We start from the raw sequence: 21,105 nt of genomic DNA on the forward strand, positions 1-21,105 counted from the left end.
TCCAAGCTTTTTTGACGAAATTCTAAGCAGGAATGGGTTCCAAATCTCAACGTAATCGAAAGTTTCAGCGGTCCGTGGTTCAATTGCACCATGCAACTGACCGACACCGGGAAGAATTAGTGGCCCAGATCCTGCATGCACTAATATTAAATGAGCAGGAAGAAAAGCTTTTGAGAAAGGACAAGTCGCCTGATAAAGGCCACACGAATGAAAGAAAGTCACCTGGCAATGGCATCGACAAACTGACGTGATTTAAGGGGGAATTTGGTGGTGTGCCCAGTATAAAATTTCAGAATGGAGAAACAATATCAAGAGTAATATGTATGATCAATCAAATAAATAATGGATTTTAGTTGTGAGTGAAGCTATATTTTTGATACTAGTTATCTGATTGGTTAACAGTAAGTTACACTTCAATAATCCTTGGTTAACCAATCGTAAATCTCTCAGTGGCTTTAAACAGAAAAGTGAAAATTATCCGCTCTGACAGTTCTCCATTTTTGGAATTAAGATATGACTAATAAAATAACGTCTACTCTTGATGTATAGCGAATTTGAAACCTTTAGTACGTATGAAACATAGTGTACTTTACCCGTTGTGCAAGTTGCAACCCCAACCATTGGCATCCTCAGGCGAAAACGTCTTAGGGAAGAAGCGTTGGACGGCAGCTCATTATTTTCGAGTACTGGGGCTAGCGATACTCTTGTTCGTAAGTAAATCCTGGGCGCAAACCCCCGCCAATCCAGTGTCTACCGTAACCAATGTTACGAACTGTAATGCGGTTAATGGAGGCTTACAGTTTACTTCCCAAGGCGCTAACGTTGTGTTCAGTATCGATGGAGGAGCCACCTACGGGGTACAGGGTCAGCTTGGCTTTTTTAACCTAGCCCCCGGAACCTACCAGACAAGAGCCAGACATCTTACCTCAGGTATTCAGTCATCCATTGTCAATAAAGTAATCGCTATTACTAATCCTCCGGCAACGCCGACCAGCACGGTAGTAGCAACCAACTGTAATGCCCCAACGGGGCGCATTACGTTTACAGCCCCAACGCCAGCCACGCATCAGTTCAGCATTGATGGGGGAACAACATTTGGAGCAACGGGTGTCACGTCGTTTACCGGACTGGCCCAGGGCAACTACAACACGGTTGCCCGGAATGCGAGTACAGGCTGCGTATCAACGGTGACGGTCAAGACGATTGGGTATGTGGCTGCACCCTCGGCGCCAACCTCTAGCTCGACAAACATCACCAACTGTAACAACCCGAACGGAGTGTTAACGTTTTCAGCTCCTACCCCCGTAGCCAGTTATCAATTCAGTGTTGATGGGGGAGCTACCTTTGGAGCTGCAGGCCAAACCTCTTTTACCAACTTGGCCCCGGGAACCTATAAAACGGTGGCACGAAGCACCGTGACGGGTTGCGTCTCGCTAACGACGGCAGCAGCCACCAAAACCTTAATCATTACCGGCGCTCCGGCTACCCCAACTAGTACAGTAGCAAATTCGAACTGTAATGCACCAACCGGATCAATAACGTTTTCGGCCCCCGCTCCCGCTTCCCATGTGTTCAGCGTCGATGGTGGGGCAACGTATGCCGCACTGGGCGTATCCGGCATTTTTAATCTGGCAGCGGGTACTTATGCTACACGGGCCAAAAATAACAACACCGGTTGCGTATCGACAATTACCAACAAAACGATTGGCTATGTTGCCCCCCCTGCTGAGCCAACCTCATCCTTAACGGCGGTAAGCAACTGCACAAATCCCAACGGACGCATCTTGTTTACAGGCTTTAGTCCGGCAAGTAATTATGAGTGGAGTATCGATGGTGGGGTAACTTTTGGTGCGGCAGGAAACCGTATTTTTGACAATTTAGCCCCAGGAACGTATAAAACGGTAATACGCAGCGTGTTGACCGGTTGTGTTTCATTGACAACAGCCACAGCGACTAAAACCATCAGTGTTACGGCCACCGCGATTCCAGCAGCCCCCACCAGCACGGCCACCCCGTCAAGTTGTACGGCAAATACAGGTACCATCACTTTTACGGCTCCCAATGTAAATAATCACGTATTTAGTGTTTTTGGGGTGGATGCCTTCGGCAACCCTCTTGAGGTCACTTTCGATAGCTTATCCCCGGGAAATTATGTTACGGCGGCCAAAAGTATCGCGACCGGTTGCGTATCGGCAACAGCCCTTCGAGCCGTAGCCCCGGTTGTTAACGTAGCTTCGCCTACGTCAACAATCATTAACACCTCAGATTGTAATAATCCGAATGGGAGCATTCAGTTTACAGCCCCGGCCCTAGCTACCCACGTATTTAGTATTGATGGGGGAGAAAATTTTGGCGTACAGGGACAGGCCCTATTCGGCGAATTATTGCCGGGTACCTATGAATTACAGGCTATGCACCTGAATTCGGGATGTACATCCCCGGTTGTCACGGTGACGCTGAATGCGCTCCCAGCGGTGCCAGCTCCGCAAAGCACAATCGCGAATATGTCGGAATGTAACCCGACGGGAGGCTCAATTCAGTTTACGGCACCGACTCCCTTAACGAATTATCAATTTAGTATCGATGGCGGGGAGAATTTTGGTCCCGCGAATCAATTCCTGTTCAGCAACCTGACGGTAGGCACTTACCAAACCGTGGCGAAAAACCTTACGACGGGTTGTACATCCGTGGTAGTCAATAAGGTACTTAGTTACAACTTGGCCAGTGTAGTGGCAACGGTAACCTCCCAGAATGGAGACCCCTGCCTTCCTAATACCGGCTCGATTTCCATCGCGGCTACGGGAGGTAATGGGGTCTATGAATATAGCTTGAATGGAGGACAGACTTACACCGACTTAACCCAAAACCCGTTATCAATCAGCGCCTTATCTGGCGGAAATTACATTGTTGTTGTTCGGGATAAAGTAAACACAAGGTGTGTCGATCAGCAATTAGTACAATTGGAGCAATCTGATTGTCCCGTTTCTATTCCTTTAGTTAAAGATTAGTCCTAGCAGCATAAGCAGCTATATAAATTGGTGCGAAAGCCATCATACCTAACGCTTTCTAGCAATGGAAAGCGCTTAACAATCAAAAAACTATGAGTTCGATTGTTTCAGCTAAATTGGACAACCTGGTTCAACGTATGGGCGGACAGGAGAAAATAACCAGCCGAGTTGAAAAGCGTCATTTCGTAACGGAACGCTTTCAGCGGGGCTTGGGCCAAAGACCGTTCACTGGTCAGCAAGCTGATCATAAGACCCGTTTTCTACGGAGTGTGATTGGTCTCCTAACGCTTAGAAAAGGGCTGTGGCAATTGCTGTGGCTAGTTAGCCTATTGTTAGCTGGCCCCGTAACAACCGCATTGGCAGACGGATCTACCAATTTAACCACGGCGTATAACATAGGATTTCAAGCCGATCAGAAAATATACGTTTATGCTAAAGCTGGCGAACGAATTTCATACACTTTTACTATTGCACCGGTTCCCGGAAGTAATGCGGCTTCTACGCTTAACTTCCGGATCTATTCACCTACAGGTCTTCATTCGCAGGCCCTCAATTTAACTACAGGTAACAGGTCAAGCACAGTTACTGTCACAGCGCCTACAGAAGGTATATGGACCTTTGATTTTGATTTTTCCATAAACTATGGATCAGTCCAGGTAAATCCCTACGACATTCGAGTATTGCCGGCTTCTGGCAGTACCTCTATCAATGGAAGGGTATATACTGAGATACTTAATGTACGTCAGCTTAGCTCTGATCCAGGAGCTACCTTCTGGCTCTATATGATAAGCGAGTTTGGTTATAAATACCAGGTACAAATGAGGGATTACAACGGGGTTGGCTCCACGCTGCTAACAACCCGGTACGGTATTCGGAAAAGTGGAACTTGCGTTTCTGTTTACGAAAGCAAGGATACACGCACCGGATATACATCTAATGAGGAGTGCGGAGGACTTTATAAGCAATTTTATACACAGATCGATGCCACCCTGCCTGCATCGGCTCCCCGATTTAATTCGGCAACGGGGCAAACTGTAACCGAATGGCTACAACCTCCTTTAGCTGCTACACCGACCATTTCGGGTTTTTCGTTTACTCCCTCAACCATTGGGAATCCAGCTGCAGGCTTTTTTTCGGCCTCCATTACCAATTATGCCGGTAATGCTAATTTTCAGGTAGATGTTAATAACAACGGAATATACACAGATGCAATCGATCGAACGATTCCTTTTAACGTACAAGCAGGATCCAATTCAATCATTTGGGATGGATTGGATGGGGCGGGCAACGTTGTGGGATGCGCGACTAACATGAAAGCCAGGATTTTAATCGATAAAATTGGCGAAATTCATTTTACGTACTACGATGTCGAAAAATTAACCAATGGAATTCGGGTTGCCCGATTAAACGGACCAGGTGCACCCGATTGGTCTCTGTACTGGAACGATAGAAACTTATCCGCTTCGGGTAGAGGATCGGTCACCAACCCACGAACGGGGACAGCAGTGAACACTCAGCCTAATGTTGGAGCGCATGGTTGGATTGGAGAGCTGATACCTGGCCCTAATTTCACGCAAAATACATGGGGAAATGAGCGCTATATTGATAACTGGACTTTTTTACCAAATACGTCCGTTCAGGCTGAAATTCCACTTTCCGTTCTCTGTGATTTTGGGGATGCGCCTAATAGCTACGCGACAACGATTGGCAGCAATGGTCCGGCCCACAAACCAACGAGTACGTTGTTTATTGGAGCTGTTGCCGCCGATGGCGAAGCCGATGGACAGCCCACCGGGACCCAGGCCAATGGCGACGACACCAATGGCGTTGATGATGAAGACGGTCTGGCTAGCGCTCCTCCTATTTTGGTTCAATGCTCAGACGTTTATAGCCTAACGGTAGCGGTTCATAACACAACTGGTCAGACGGCTTACCTGCGTGGCTGGGTTGATTTTAACCGAAACGGCACCTTTGATACAGGCGAATTTACCAGTGTCAATATCCCTTATGATTCGACCAATGCCTCGACCGTAGCTACGCTGACCTGGGGGAATCTGGGAACACTAGGCGTTTTGGCTGGACAAAGCTATATTCGCTTACGGGTCAGTACGACAAATTTTGTTTCGCCAACCGGTACTTTAAACAATGGTGAAGTAGAAGATTATCCCGTTACTATTTTACCCCCTATTTCCTTTGCTGCGGTAGCGACCGATGCCAGTAGTTGCTCCGTTGCCGATGGCTCGATTACCCTGACCGCCACGGGTAGTACAGGAAGTTACGAATACAGCCTGGACGGTGTAACTTATACGCCTTTTGCCAGCCCGTATACAATCCCTGATTTAGGGCGGGGAGGCTATCGAATCTTCGTGCGGGATCAGAATTTCCTAAGTTGTATCGGCGATACGCTTCTAGCCGTAAATGCCCCCGGCTGCTGCGATTTTTACGACAATCAACCCATAACCGGAACGGCCTTCACGCCGGGAGCCGGAATAACGGTGCGTTATTTGCTGACCTCCTCCACGGGTGCAATCCTGTCTATACAAACAACACCAACTTTCCCGGCGCAGGCCATTGGTGATTACTACATCTATACCCTCGCGTATTCAACCGCCAATCCGGCACCGACCGGGGTGACGGTGGGTCAGAATGTCAGCGGCATCACGGGCTGTTGCTACCAGATGTATCCACCGGACCCAATCCATGTATGCGGCTGCCCAACCTTAACGCTGATTGATCCAAATTACCTGGTTTGCGCCGGAGATCCGTTAAGTGTGTTGCAGGTAAATACGACCTCGGTAGCTCCTGAAGAAGTTGAGTTTGTTTATTTCACGACCCAACAATCCACCGCTGCCGCCGTTTACGGAACACCAACGGCGGTTCTGGGCGCTGCAACATCCACCAGTGGAGTCGCTACACTGACCGATGTCGCTTTTCCAACTACACCGGGCACCTATTATGTCTACGCCCGGATTAGCCCAACGCCCACCGATCCGAGCTGCCGACCTTATGTTGCCATTCCCGTAAGCGTTTCGGCTTGTACACTGCCGTGTAATCTGACCGTAACGGCCCTAGCCAGCAGTGCTACCGTTTGTGTGGGATCACCCCTGAGCCTGTCGGCCAGTGTTGCCCAGGCAGGAACTTATACGTATAGCTGGGCGGGCCCTAACGGGTATGTGGGTACGGGTGCCAATCCCCAGGTAGCTGCTTCGTCAGCTTTGACCAACAATGGCAGCTATACGGTGACCGTCACCGATGCCTCGGGTTGTTCGGGTACGGCTACAGTACCGGTTTCGATCAGCAACTGCTGCGACCTGACAGCCAGTGTGGTAGCGGGACCTTCTACCAGTTGTACCACACCCAATGGCTCCTTCACGATCACCTATAGCGGCAGTGGCACGTATCAATATCGACTGAATGGCGGAGCTTATCAGGCCTTGGCTGCTAGCCCAGCGGTTCTGAGCAATCTGGCACCGGGCAGTTATACCATAGTCATTACGGACGTTACGAGCCAAACCTGTACCACAACGCTGGAAGCGATAATTTCGGGGGCTCAGTTGACGGTATTCGCAAACAGTAATTCGCCGGTTTGTGCCACAAATACCCTGAGTTTGTTTGCCACACCGGGTGGAGCCAACGGAACGGTCACTTACAACTGGACAGGTCCGAATGGATTCAGTAATACGAACCAGAATCCGACCTTGCCAGATGCAACAACCGCTGCCAGCGGATTATATACAGTGCAGGCAACCGATCAGGCTGGTTGTACGGCCAGTTCTTCGACCACAGTAACCATTGCCACCCAACCTAGTCTAACCATTACGGCGGGTCCCAGCCTGACGGTGTGCTCCGGACAAAGTACGACGCTGAGTGTGGGAGGCAGCAATGGGACTACCGTAACCTGGACGAACACGGTCGGGCAGACCGGTACGGGGACAAGCATCAATACTGGGGTGTTACAAAATGCAGGAACCGTCCCCGGTGCGATTACCTATACGTTTGTCGCGAGCGCTGGCGGAGTTTGTACGGACATAAAAACGGTTGAGGTGGTGGTCAATCCCGAACCACGGTTACAGGTAACGCCATCGTCGGTGGTCTACTGTGACATTGAAGAGGTGAAAATAACCGCAAACGTGTACCCCGCTACTTCTTCTGTCAATTGGACGCGAACTCCGAACACCCCCAATCCGCCCCCCGCTAGTGGGAGTGGCACCGGTACGGTATTGATCCAGCAAACCTTACCGGCGGGTAGTTACACGTATCAATTCACGGCAACAGGGACGAATGGTTGTACCAGCCAACCGATGAATGTGCCGGTAACGGTGCAGCAGTAAACGAGAACACGATGGATAAGAGCTATTTAAACCCCATGAAAAAACAGTTTATTATACACCCATCCTGTTGGGCAAATCGGCTGTGTGTCGTTTGCATCTTGATCGTTGTTGCTGCAGCGACTGCTACGCAAAGAAAAATTCTTTCCAGGATGCTTGGAGTAGGCCTGATTGCCTTGGTATGGCTGTCCGGTTCGCTGCATAGCGTACAGGCCCAATGTACCAACAACAACCTGACGGTTTTACGGCCACAACCAGGCTGGACGGCTACAGCCCCTTCACAAGCGTGGACTTCTGCCAGTAGAATGATCGATGGGGATTTAACCTCCCCGGCCGGTGCCTGGGTCAGTACACCCACTTCATTCGCAACAGGACAATACCAAACGATCACATTTGATTACGGGAATAATCTGTCGTTGGCGGGGTTTGTGTATTACCCGAGAACAGATCAGCGAAGCGGAGGGAACTTCCAAAATTATGGTGTACAAGTAAGTACGGACGGGATAAATTTCACATCCATTATTAGTGGCGTGATTCCAAATGATATTGTGGATCCATCGGATAACTTACCGGCCGGGGTTCCCAGGCAGATCCTTTTTCCGACTACCGTAACGGCTCGCTACATGCGAATCTTTGTTACTTCGGTATGGGACAATGTCGCCAATGTTGCGGCCGCAGTCGAGCTTTTACCCATCGTATGTAATTCCAGCGTTACCTATCCCGATGTATTCTGCCAGAATGCCAATTTGTTGAATACGGGAACCAGCAGTTCTGGAAACGCTACGGGAACGGTCCGGACGTTTGATGCCAATTGGGATGTTGCTCATGTGGGTAATAACTCCGGGGCAACTCTAGCCAGTGTGGCCAATGCCGTTTTCCAGCCAGCAATTATTGCGGGATCGGTTCTATGGAGCCCGAGCCCATTTGGGAATGCGGATTGGATTGCAATGACTGCCTATGCAAAAGACGTTTTGCAATCAGGACAGGGAGCAGCCCTAAACGATTATTTCTTTCGCTACCGGTTTACTATTTCAGATCCGTACATTCTGTCTGCCTTCCGGTTGCAATTGAATTTTCTGGCCGACAATCAGGTCCAAAACGTGTATGTCAATGGAGTCGGGCAGGCCCCTCAAACCAACCTGCCTCAGGCGTCGGGAAGCTATACGTATTCAGGCTTTAATATTGCCAATCAGGCCAGTACGGTGCTGTCCAATAACTGGCAATTAGGGATGAATGAAATTGTGGTGCACACAAAATCGGGTCCCCGTTATGCGGGTTTTTTAGGCCAGAACGTTGCCTTCTGCGCCGGATTGGATTTTGGAGATGCCCCTTCTACCTACGGTGTGACCAAAGCCCAACTGGGACCCGGGCACATTATCAAAACGGATTTTAACGGAAATGTGCTGCTGCGAATGGGAAATCTGGTTGACGCTGAAACCGATGGGGTAGCCTCGGCCAGCGCCAGCAACGACGATGACACCAATCAGGACGATGAAGACGGGGTGACATTTCCCACCATTTGCGCGGGCAATTCGACCATCACCGCTAGCGTAGCGGTCCATAATATCAATATCACCGGTGCCAAACTGTATGGCTGGATTGACTTTAATCAGAACGGTATCTTTGAAGCAACGGAAGCCGCTCCGGTCGTTGCTGCCGATCAGACGGGCAATTACCTGCTCACCTGGACGGGGATTACCGGGCTGACGGCCGGAACGCGAATCGCCCGCATCCGACTTACCAGCGATCCGAACATTACGGTCAATACTCCTACTAACCCGGCCTTTGATGGTGAGGTGGAAGATTACCAGATCCCGATTAATGCAACCTCATTGACCGCCGTTTCCAGTTTGACCCTTTGTGAGGGCGAAACGGCCACCATTACTTATTCGACAACTCCCGCTACGCAGGTTCGTTGGGTTCGTCAGCCCGGTAATATTTCCGGTTTTGGGGATGTCATCGACGTACCACCTGCAGTGTCACCATCAAGTCCCACCACGTACACGTACACGGCTCAAACATCCGGTACGGTGTGTGCCAGCAATGAGGTGACAACCGTCGTCACGGTCAATCCCCGGCCCGTTATTACACCCTCGCTCTGCTCGCAAACGATTTGTTCGGGCCAGACGGGGGCCATCACCTTCGATGTCACTATTCCCGGCTCAACCATCCACTGGGAGCGCACCCCAGCCACCCCGGCTCCCGCCAGTGGTACGGGGAACATCAGCCAAACCCTCACCAACACCGGACCTACTTCGGTGACCTATACTTATAAAATCTGGGCGGACTCACCCGCCCCCGCTTCGTGTCCTTCCTCCACGACCATCACCTGTGAGATCGTTGTCACACCGGGACTGACCGTAACGGCTCTAGCCAGCAGTGCCACGGTTTGTGTGGGTTCTCCGCTCAGTTTGTCGGCCACCGCCACACCCACCGGTTCCTACACTTACACCTGGAGTGGACCCAACGGCTACATCGGATCGGGAATTAACCCAACGGTGTCGGCTACGGCGGCCATCACCCAGAGTGGAACCTATACTGTCGTGGTCACCGATGCCAGTGGTTGTTCGGGCACGGCGGTAGTTGAGGCAGTCGTACAGAACTGCTGCTTCGATCTGGCTGCCAACAGCAACAGTCCGGTGTGTGCAACCAATACCTTACAGCTGAACGCGTTTATGCAGGGAGGTAGTGGAAACTTTACCTATGCCTGGACGGGGCCTAATAACTTCAACAGCAACCAGCCAAACCCCACCATTCCGAACGCGACTACGGCCGCCAGTGGCCTGTATATGCTCGTGGTGACGGATGTTACCTCGGCATGTTCCCAAACGGCTACCACGGCGGTGACCATCGCCACCCAGCCCGTACTGGCCGTTACGGGTAGTCCAAGCCTAACCATTTGTTCGGGTCAGTCCACGACCTTATCGGTGGGTGGATCAAACGGAGCCACGGTTATCTGGAGCAGCAGCAACGGATCAACCGGAACGGGAACCAGTATTAACACAGGGGTACTCACCAACAATGGAACGGGACCGCTAACCATCGTTTATTATTTGTCGGCAAGTGCGGGCGGAGGAGACTGTACCGATCAGGATACAGTTCTGGTGACGGTCAATCCGGTACCGCAATTACAGATTATTCCTACCTCGTCGGTGGTTTGTAATCTGGAACAGGTAACGGTGCGCGCCATTGCTCCGACCAGCTCAACAGCTATCAACTGGACACGAACCCCGAACACCCCCGGCACCGCTACGGGCACGGGCACGGGTTCCGTGTTGATTCAGGAAGTGCTGCCGCCGGCTAGCTATACCTATCAGTTTACGGCTACGGGTGCCAACGGATGTACCAGCCAGCCCATCTCAGTACCTGTAACCGTGCAACAATGATGAAGCAACAAAACGCTGTCAATGTGCGGCCCGGGGCTGCCTTGAATCTTAAAATTGATGATCAGCAAAGGCCAACGATTGCCATGAGTACACTGTATACAAGTCAAAACCCAGTTGGAAACGCCATGAACAGATACCAGATGGAGTGTGAGCTGTCTAAGGTCCCTACGGGCTGGGCGGCCACCGGATCCTTCGCTAGGCTATGGACTGCGATCCAATCTCTACGATGGACATCACCGGGAGGGCTTATACATGGTTTGGCCTTCACGATAGCTGTTTTCCTGTTAGGAATAAATTCGTCTGTACAAGCACAGACAAACCTTGCGTCAGGTAAACCAGTGTTTTCATCAACTCAGTACAATGCAACGCTCTATCCTAACTCCAACTTAACAGATGGAAATCCAGCCACCTTTGCGCATACCAATAATACGGTTAACTCACCCTCGGGAGAATGGTTCCAAATTGATTTAGGGGCCGATTATTACATTGACCGAATCGTTATTAGGAACCGAACGGACACTGGGAAGGATCGTGGTCGCCGATTCATGATTGTCACCTTCCCTAATAGCCTTCCTAGCCTGGGTTCAAACCCTATCGCTTATGTAAACGATTCCCGGTATAATAGAGTATTCTATGGGGACTTATCTCAACTTGCCGTTCCAGAATCGGTAACGCAGGCAGTCGGGGTAAAATCCGCTGGTCAGAGTCTTGGACCCGACTATACGGTATTAAATTTGAATGTAGGAATTCACTTGGCCCGACATGTTTTAATTTTATCGACACAGGATGATTACTTCAACTTGGCAGAAGTGGAAGTTTACGGAACAAGCCTAAGCCCCGTTCGGACGTTTGTCAATACCGGATTCGAATCATTCGGACCACCGGCCGCTGCTATGCAATTTATCGGAGAAGCACTTGTGCCAGGCTGGTCAACCACAGAAGGCATTGCCGATTTGAGAAACAGTGTAAATTATGAGTATCGCTCTCCTAGCCCTGATGGAACCAATGGCGGTCGTATTGAACTGTGGGGCTCTGGATATTTCAGTGTCCCTTCCTTTGAAGGGGGTAGGCATGCGGAGTTGAATGCCTTTATGAATGGCGAGTTGAGTCAGGAACCCATCTGTGTGTTGCCTGGAGAACGTTTTAACTGGAGTCTGGCGCATCGGGGGCGAAATGGCGTTGATGTGATGCGGCTGCGCATCGATAATGTGGACGTAGCTGAAATTATCGACAACAATGCCCAGACGGGGACTCATACGGTTTCTGTACTGACACCAGCTACCACAACGGCTACCAAAGGAGCTACCAATGCCGCTGGCTGGACGCAATACAGTGGCACCTGGACCAATACAACCGGGGCTTCCAAAATTGTTCAGTTTGCGTTTCGAGCCGTCAGCACATCCAATGGTGATATAGGTTCTGGAAATTTCCTGGATGCGGTTTCCATCACGGGTTTGCAGGCAACGGTTTCGCTTAGTCCCGTTGCAGCCTCCGGCCCCGAAAACATCTCTACGGCTAACCTACCCAGGCTGCGGATAAATGGTGCCATTACAACCCCGCAAACCGTACAGATCAACATCAGTCCCGCCAGCACAGCCACCCGGGGGACAGACTACACAACCAGCCCCGCTACGGGACCCATCACCGTGACTATTCCGGTGGGAAATTACAACGGATCTGATTCTATGGCTATCTCACTGGCTCCTTACATCCAGATTTTGCCGGATGCCATTTACCCCGAACCGGATGAGATCATCATCATGTCGTTGCAAAATCCATCTTCAGGAATCGTCCTACCATCAGGCAATGCTTGTGGACTGGGGGAAACCATTAGCACGTACACCATTACAGATGTTTGCCCCACGTTTACGGTAACACCCAGTGCAACCAGCCTGACAACCTGCTCCGGTGATGCCGTAGCGATTAACTACACGACGGCCCCCACGGGTGGACAGGTACAATGGATACGCCAGCCTGGTAATGTCATGGGGGGCGAAAATGTATTAGAATACCTGACCAACACAACAACCGGTCCGCAGACCTATACTTATACGGCCACGGTGTTCACCGTATCCGGCTGCCCCAGCACCACCGCCGTCACCACCGTGACGGTGAATCCTCGGCCCGTCATCACACCTAGCGAATGTGTGCAGACCGTTTGCGCCGATCAGCCTTACGCCATTAACTTTGCTACCAGTATTCCTGCATCGGTCAACTGGCGGCTGGTGAGCCCAACACCGCCTGCTCCCCAGAGCGGCACGGGCAACATTGCGGCTACAGCCCCATCAACCCCCACCTCGATGACGTTGGTCTACGAGATCTGGGGCGTTGCGAATGGCTCGAACTGTGCGTCCAGCGACACCATTGAGTGCCGGGTAATTGTTTCACCCTCTTTGGCGGTAACGGCCCTAGCCAGCAGTGCCACCGTTTGTGTGGGTTCTCCCCTGAGCTTATCGGCCAGCGTTGCCCAGGCTGGCACCTATACCTACAGCTGGACCGGCCCGAACGGCTATGCTAGTACCGTGGCCAACCCGACGGTATCGGCCACGGCGGCTATTACCCAAAGTGGCACCTACACCGTCGTGGTCACCGATGCGGCAGGTTGTTCAGGCACCGCTACGGTACCGGTCGTGGTTAACAACTGCTGCGACCTGTTGGCGAGTGTAGCATCAGCGCCCGTAACCAATTGTACGGCAACAACCGGTGGACTGGTAATTACGTATACAGGTTCACAAACCTACCAATATAACCTGAATGGAGGTACATTCCAGGCATTAGGAGCCAGTCCTTTTACGGTGAGCAATCTGGCACCGGGAAGTTACACCGTGGTTATCCAGGCCGTTGGTGATCCCACCTGTACGACCACTTTGACGGGTGCCGTAGAAATCAACGCAATTGGACTTATTGCCACCAGCAATAGCCCCCAGTGTACGGGCAATACGGTCACTTTACAGGCATTGGTAAACGATGGAGTCAGTGGCACCTATCAATGGTCAGGACCCAACGGTTTCGTCGGAACGGGTAGCCCTATCAGTATTCCCAATGCCACTACCCTGGTCAATGGAACGTATGTAGTCACCATTACGGATGCCACCGGCTGTTCGGCCACTGCTACTACGGATGTGCTCGTAACAAATCAGCCCAGTCTCACCCTGACGAGTGGAGCGAGTCCAACCATCTGCTCAGGACAGAGTACGACCTTAAGTGTGGCCGGTAGCGGTGGGGCAACGGTAACTTGGTCGAACACGTTCGGGCAAACTGGTATTGGGCCAAATATTGTGTTGAGCGGTATTCAAAACGTAAGTAGCCAGCCGCAATCTATTACGTATGTTGTAGAAGCGAGCGCCGGAACGTGTTCCGATCAAATGATTTTTGTTTTGACTATCAACCCAGCTCCTGTACTTCAGGTTGTTCCATCAGCGGCTGTCTATTGCGACATCGAAAATGTTTTATTAACGGCAAATGCTTCTTCACCCTCTGCGACAATTAACTGGACGCGAAGTCCAGCTACGCCAACCCCCCCCGCTGCCAGTGGTAGCGGAACGGGGACGGTCACTGTCCAGCAAATTTTACCTGCTGCGGATTATACGTATACGTTTACGGCTACGGGAGCAAATGGATGTAGTAGTCAACCGTATAGCGTGCCTGTAAGGGTGCAGCAGTAACTGAGCACGAACTATGAAGCGTTTGAATTTATATTGTTTTGACAAACAATTATTTGCTACAAGCATGGGCCTGACATCTACCTTTGGCATTGGCGCGACCCCGACTATTCAGGTCGGCAGGCAGTCGGAGAGTGCTTCCCATTCGTTATGGTATCGAAACCAACTGCTGCGATGGATAAGCTGGCTTTTGATCGGTTTGCTAAACTGGGGAATGGTTGTATCAGCCTGGGCCGAAGGTCTCCAAGATAACATACCCGCCAACCGATTACACGGTAGTCAGGATGTTTTTGCGTATGTTCAGGCCGGTGAACGAATACGTTGGGTAGTAACCAAAGCAACAGCGGGCACTGATGCTCCCTTCACCGTTTATGCTTATTCGCCTACTGGGCAAATAGGCTCAGCTTGTACCATAGCTGCTAATGCAACAAACGGCACATCCTGTACCAATACGGTGACCGCAACGGCCACAGGAATTTATACGATTCGAATCGCCACTTCAGACCTGGCAGGGCAGCAAGCGCGCGTCAACTGGGATGTGGACGTGTTGCCAGCGACGGGTACGACGCCTATTACGGGAAGGGTATACTTAAACAGGCTACTCATGTACGACTCTGCGCCCCAAACCTTTTCCCTTCGGTTTTTGAGCGAATACGGGTATCGGTATTTGGCAAATTATACCAATTATCAGGGGATTTATTCGACTATTTCAGCGGATGCCTATGGCGTGCGCCGAGACGGTTCCTGCGTATCGGCTTATCAAAGTATGCCATCGACCTCTCCCGGATTGTCCCCGCCGAGCAATGCTTGCGGGGGGTTGTATAAAATTTTCTTCAATACGCCAAACGCGGCATTGCCTACCAGTTCGAACCGGTGGAATTATGCAACGAATGCGACGGTAAGTGACTGGGTTAATCCGACAATTCAAACTCCGACGGTCTCCGGACTTTCATATACATCAACTTCATTATCGAGCCGGGCCGGTGATTTCTCGTTCAATGTGACCAATTTCTCCGGAAATGCAACATTTCAAATCGATGTCAATCACAATGGAAGCTACACGGATGCAATAGATCGAACCATTAGTTTCAACGCCGTGACTGGTAATAACACCCTGGCTTGGGATGGTAGAAATGGTGCCGGAGCTTTAGTAAGTTGCTCCCAGCCGGTTCAGGCCCGGGCGTTAATTGATCGGGAAGCCGAAATCCACTTTACCATGTACGATGTCGAAGGCCTGGGTTCCATCGCCGTGACCCGGGAAAATGGAGCAGGAGCGCCCAATTCAACCTTGTACTGGGATGATAGCAAACTGTCGGCACCAGCATGTGCGGCTGCCACACCTACTAATCCAATCAGTGCTACGGCGGGGGTAACTAGCAGCGGTGGAGTACATGGCTGGAATATGCCAGCTTCGTGTACCAACGGTCAGGGCACATGGGGAGATGGTCGTTACATTGACAACTGGGCCTTTGCTACGTCGTCTGCCCAGGCCACCATTGAAGTACCCCTGCAACAGCCTGGTTCGATTACCGCTTCAGCCACTAGTTTGAGCACCTGCTCGGGCGGAGAAGTCGCGATCAATTACACGACAACCCCCACTGGCGAAACGGTTCGCTGGAACCGTATGCCGGGTAATCAGACCGGTATCGGTAATGTGCTGGATTACCCAACCGCGACCGGTACTGCGCCGGTTTCCTACTCGTACACCGCTTATATTCCCAGCCTTTCGGGCTGTGAAAGCAATACCGTAACAACCGTTGTTACAGTCAACCCACGTCCTGTTATCACGCCCTCGGTCTGTTCGCAGACGATATGTTCGGGACAAACTGGCAACATCACGTTCATTTCCAGCGTTCCTGGTTCGACCATTCACTGGGAACGCACGCCAACGACACCGGCACCCGCCAGCGGTACGGGTGACATCAGCCAGCAACTATTCAATACCGGCCCTTCGTCGCTAACGTATACTTACCGGGTGTGGGCTGAGTCACCGGCTCCCGCTTCGTGTCCATCTTCCACGACGATCACCTGTGAGATTGTCGTCACCCCGGGATTGACAGTAACCGCTTTGGCCAACAGTGCGACGGTCTGCGTGGGTTCACCCCTGAGCCTATTGGCCAGCGTTGCCCAGGCTGGCACCTATACCTACAGCTGGACCGGCCCGAACGGCTATGCTAGTACCGTGGCCAACCCGACGGTATCGGCCACGGCGGCTATTACCCAAAGTGGCACCTACACCGTCGTGGTCACCGATGCGGCAGGTTGTTCAGGCACCGCTACGGTACCGGTCGTGGTTAACAACTGCTGCCCCACGCCAATTGCCCGCGCTACGGTTTCCCTGTGTAACAACGAGACGCTGAATTTGCAGACCTACGTTCCAACGGGCGGTTCATTCACCCTGTTGACCGGGGCTGCGGGTTCGCTGTCGGGCAGTACGTTTAATGGGATTGTATCGGGGGCAGGCCTCTTCAAAGTTGGCTATCGTTCGGCCGGACTAGCTGCTAACTGTGCTCCGGATACCATCACGGTTTTGGTGCGGAATTGTACCCCACCGCTTTGTAATTACCCGGTCAATTCCATCGTGGTCGATGCTAGTTGTGGCAACAGCGACGGCAGGGCAGAAGTAACGTTAGGGGGGATACCCAACAATGCAATCACCTCCTTTGCCTGGAGCAACGGACAAGTTGGGTCGGCTATCTCTGGTCTGGCAGCTGGTGTTTATAGTCTGACGGCTACGGTTACCGATGGTGCAAACGTCTGTAGCGTGGTTGATAGTGTGCAAGTCAATAACATCGGAGGCCCGGTGGCCGAACTACGGTTGGTTACTCCCGCAACCTGTACGAGCGGTGGGGTGGCGTCGTTGAGCATTGTCAGTGGCACAGGTCCTTTCGCGGTTTCGTGGACCGGGGCGACTACCGGTTCGCAAACCGCGGTCAACCTAGGTGTCGTTAATATTACCAATTTGCCCGCCGGATCGTACGTATTCCGGATCAGCAGTGCTGCGACACCCGGTTGCTACGGCTACCTGAGCGTAACGATACCGCGTAACGACGATATTAGATTGACGCTGACCGCTACCGCCACACCTGCGACAAGCTGCTCAACGGCCACGGGTAGCATTCAGATTGATGTGCAACCTCAGGTTGGGGTTTCAGCGCCGTTCTCTTATTCGTTGAATGGGCAGTTGATGGGCACTTCCAGTTTGCCATCGTACACCATCGCGAATTTGCCGCCGGGCGTATACACGGTAGCCGCCAGCTCCTCAACGGGCTGTACGACCAACTCCCAGTCAGTTATCATCAATTCTCCGGATGCCCCAGCCATCGCGGGCTGGTCGGCCCAGTCACCGAACTGTCCGACCGATCAGGGGAAATTGGTATTTGCCGGTGGTCAGGCCGGTACGACCTTCCGGATTCGGGAAGCGCTTACCGGAGCGATTATCAGAAACAACATCAGTGGTGCTACTTCAACCAGTCTAGTCGTTTCGGCCGGAACTTACATTGTACAAACCACCTCAACTACCTGTATTTCGGCGGATACCCTGGTGGTAGATCGCCCGCAAGATATCGACTTTAACGTACAGTATACGCCCGAAACCTGCGCCGACGGGGGCCTCGGAAGCGGTGATGGCAGCCTGTCGGTGGTTCAGATCACCGGCGGTACGGCTCCTTATACCATTGTGGTGGTCAACAACCAGGGACAGACGATACCCTTGGCGAATCTTACCTCGCTGCCTGCGGGCAATTACAGCGTGAACGTAACCGATGCGAATGGGTGTACCGGTGGGGAAGGAACCCTGGTAACCGTACCACCTTGCGGCATCGTTTGTCCGAATCTGGATTTTAATACCGTTGTTGTCGATGCGTTGTGTAGTCAGTCGAATGGGGAAGCAACGGCCCTGCTGCTCAATGCGCCAACGGGCGGAGGCACGGCGTTAACCTACCTGTGGAGCAACGGTTTTATCGGAACGACAGCTTCTGGACTGAACTCTGGCATCTACTCGGTAACGGCCCAAATCTCCAGCAGCAATCCATTATACAGTGGCTGTAAATACGAAACGACTGTCAACGTAAACGACATTGGTGGTCCGGTCTTTACAGTAACCCCCGTCACTCCAGCCAGTTGTACATCGGCGAATGGGTCGGCGGTCGTCAACCTGCAAAGCGGCACGGGACCTTTTAGCATCTCGTGGGCCGGCCAGAGCAGTGGTAGCCAAACGGCGCCTAACCTCGGTAGCATTACCATCAATGGGTTGATGGCGGGTAACTACACCTTCACGGTGACCGATGCGACAACCTCCTGCCGGGGTGTTTACGACATCACACTACCGGGCACCTCGGGTAACCTGAACGCAACGGCATCGACCTCCGCCGTCACCGGTTGCGGGGCGAGTGATGGGCAGATTTTTGTGAACGTAACGGGCGGAACCGGTCCCTTTGCCTATATTATCAACGGATTTGTTCGTGGGGTGACTAGCAACCGAAGCTTCTCGGTTCAGGGCTTACCCGCCGGAACGTACTACGTTGAGGTGACCGACCGGAATGGTTGTACGACGGTTCGTCAGAACCTGCTGATCAACACGGCGGGGCAGCCACCGATTACCGGATTTACCGTAACGAGTGCCCTCTGTCCGGCCGAAAATGGCACCATCAGTTTCAACGGCACAGGGGCAGCCATTGAACAGTACGTCATAACCATCGCGGGAACGGCCACGCAGATTGGCCAAACTGCCGGGAATGTAGCCGCCAGCTACTCAGTGCCGGGCGGAACGTACCTGATCACCCGCACGACCTCAACCTCCTGCGTCTCGACCACAGTGGTGTCCGTAACACAGCCTTCCGGTCTGGACTTCAACATTCAATACAAGAACCCTACCTGTGATCTGCCGAGCTCCGGTAGCTTGGCCGTGGTGCAGGCAAACGGGGGGACGGCTCCTTATTCGGTCACCGTTACGGGGGCTGCGGGCGTTGTTTCCAACCTGAGCATCCTAACCAGTGGCAGCTACACGGTTACCCTGGGCGATGCCAATGGCTGTACGTTCAGCAAGGCAGTTTCGCTGACCGGAGGCTCCAGCTTCTCCGTTACGGCTTCGGCGAGCAGTACTACTGTTTGTATCGGTAGTGGCGGGTTAATGCTGAACGCAACGGTTTCTCCGGCAGGTAGTTATACCTATGCCTTTAGCGGACCCAACGGGTTTGCCGTTACCAACACCACAGGAACCGCCAGCTTCTCCGCCACCTCGGCTAGTCAGTCAGGCAGTTATACCGTGGTCGTTACGGATGCAGCGGGCTGTTCGGGCACCGCTACGGTCCCGGTCACCGTCACTGATTGTACCATTCCCTGTAATTTAACCGTTACAGCTTCGGCCTCTCAAACAGCTCTCTGTGTTGGCGGAAGCACAACGCTCTTCTCGGCTGTAACCCCTACTGGTTCCTATACCTACGTGTGGAGTGGGTCGAATGGCTTCAGCAGTTCGCTTCAGAATCCTGTCGTTACCAACATTCAACCCAATCCGGAAGGTGGTCCCGTCGTGTTTACGGTAAGGGGGACCGATGCCAATGGCTGTATTGCCCAAGCTTCCGTAGTAGTGGATGTCCAGCAGCCAGCGGTGGTCATTACCAGCAATGCCCCACTATGTGCGGGCAACACCTTATCACTTTCCGCGACAGGTGGCTTTAATTCCTATAGCTGGAGTGGACCCAATGGCTTTACCAGCAACCTACAGAATCCAACCATCCCCAATGCGACAACAGCGGCCACGGGAAGCTACTCGGTCGTGGTGACCAATGCACTAGGGTGTACGGCCAGCGCGAGTCATAGTTTGACCATTGCTACGCAGCCAAGTCTGACGGTGACGGCAGGGCCTAGTCTAACGATCTGTTCAGGCCAAAGTACAACGCTGGCCGTGAACGGCAACAATAACTCACCAGTCGTTTGGGCGAATAGTTTAGGTCAGAGTGGTACCGGTACCAGTATCAATTTTGCTGGCATCCGAAACGTAGGAACGCAGCCGCTGTCGGTTACTTATGTAATCGGCGCTACGGCTGGCTCCTGTAGTGATGAGGAAGTAGTTGTGGTAACGATCCTCCCTGAACCAGTGCTCGTGGTACAACCCAGCCAGGTAATCTACTGTGACATTGAGGAGGTGACATTGATTGCGACGGCAACGCCCTCAACGGCTATCATCAACTGGACTCGGACGCCTACTACACCGGGCACGGCTTCGGGTAGCGGTGTAGGAACGGTGACTATCCAGGAAACCTTACCAGCGGCAAACTATATCTACACCTTTACGGCGACTGGCGCAAATGGGTGTAGCACAACACCCATGATCGTACCCGTCACGGTTCAACAATAGCAGCTATGAGACAAGCAAGACAGGTAGTTGTCCCACCAGCGCGACAAGCAGAACATACCCAGTTATTGACAACGAAACAAACCATTGCCATGCGTATAATTTCTACCCTTAACACTGGAAACAAAGGAGTTGTTGGTAGACGATATCAACTCTCCGCTGCGTGGAATGGACCGGAATTTAACCTAGTAGGTAGAGCCGGAAAACGGATAGGAGATACAACCCGATGGCTCGTGTACGTATTCCTGGTGCTGGTGGGTCTTATAACTACCCTACCTGCTAGGGCACAAACGTATTGTGCCCCTGATGCTGGAGCATATTACTCTTTTGAGCGGTCCTTTCAAGATCGTTCGGCCTATAATGATT

General features: G+C 52.1%; 5 protein-coding genes and 1 pseudogene. All 6 read left to right on the forward strand.

From position 1 onward, the window contains the following. Positions 1-572 precede the first annotated feature (572 nt). The 6 genes and pseudogenes from ACYVH9_RS30310 to ACYVH9_RS30335 all read left to right on the forward strand — a co-directional run bounded on the left by ACYVH9_RS30310 (position 573) and on the right by ACYVH9_RS30335 (position 20,742). Positions 573-3,008 (forward strand): hypothetical protein, encoded by a 2,436-nt coding sequence (locus ACYVH9_RS30310; RefSeq protein ID WP_460640208.1) that lies wholly within the window; start codon positions 573-575, stop codon positions 3,006-3,008. Positions 3,009-3,826: 818 nt separating this feature from the next. Then, positions 3,827-7,339, forward strand: coding sequence for a GEVED domain-containing protein (locus tag ACYVH9_RS30315; protein ID WP_460640209.1), 3,513 nt, complete (start codon positions 3,827-3,829; stop codon positions 7,337-7,339). 149 nt (positions 7,340-7,488) lie between these two features. Further along, positions 7,489-10,722 (forward strand): discoidin domain-containing protein, encoded by a 3,234-nt coding sequence (locus ACYVH9_RS30320; protein WP_460640210.1) that lies wholly within the window; start codon positions 7,489-7,491, stop codon positions 10,720-10,722. 140 nt (positions 10,723-10,862) lie between these two features. Continuing rightward, positions 10,863-11,267: pseudogene (locus ACYVH9_RS30325) on the forward strand (discoidin domain-containing protein); the annotation flags it as partial. Between the two features lie 255 nt (positions 11,268-11,522). Continuing rightward, on the forward strand, positions 11,523-14,387 hold the full coding sequence (locus ACYVH9_RS30330; protein WP_460640219.1) for a hypothetical protein: 2,865 nt from the start codon (positions 11,523-11,525) through the stop codon (positions 14,385-14,387). 64 nt (positions 14,388-14,451) lie between these two features. Next, complete coding sequence (locus ACYVH9_RS30335) at positions 14,452-20,742, forward strand: beta strand repeat-containing protein (RefSeq protein WP_460640211.1); 6,291 nt, start codon at positions 14,452-14,454, stop codon at positions 20,740-20,742. Positions 20,743-21,105 lie beyond the last annotated feature (363 nt).

It is taken from the genome of Larkinella harenae (genome assembly GCF_054780515.1).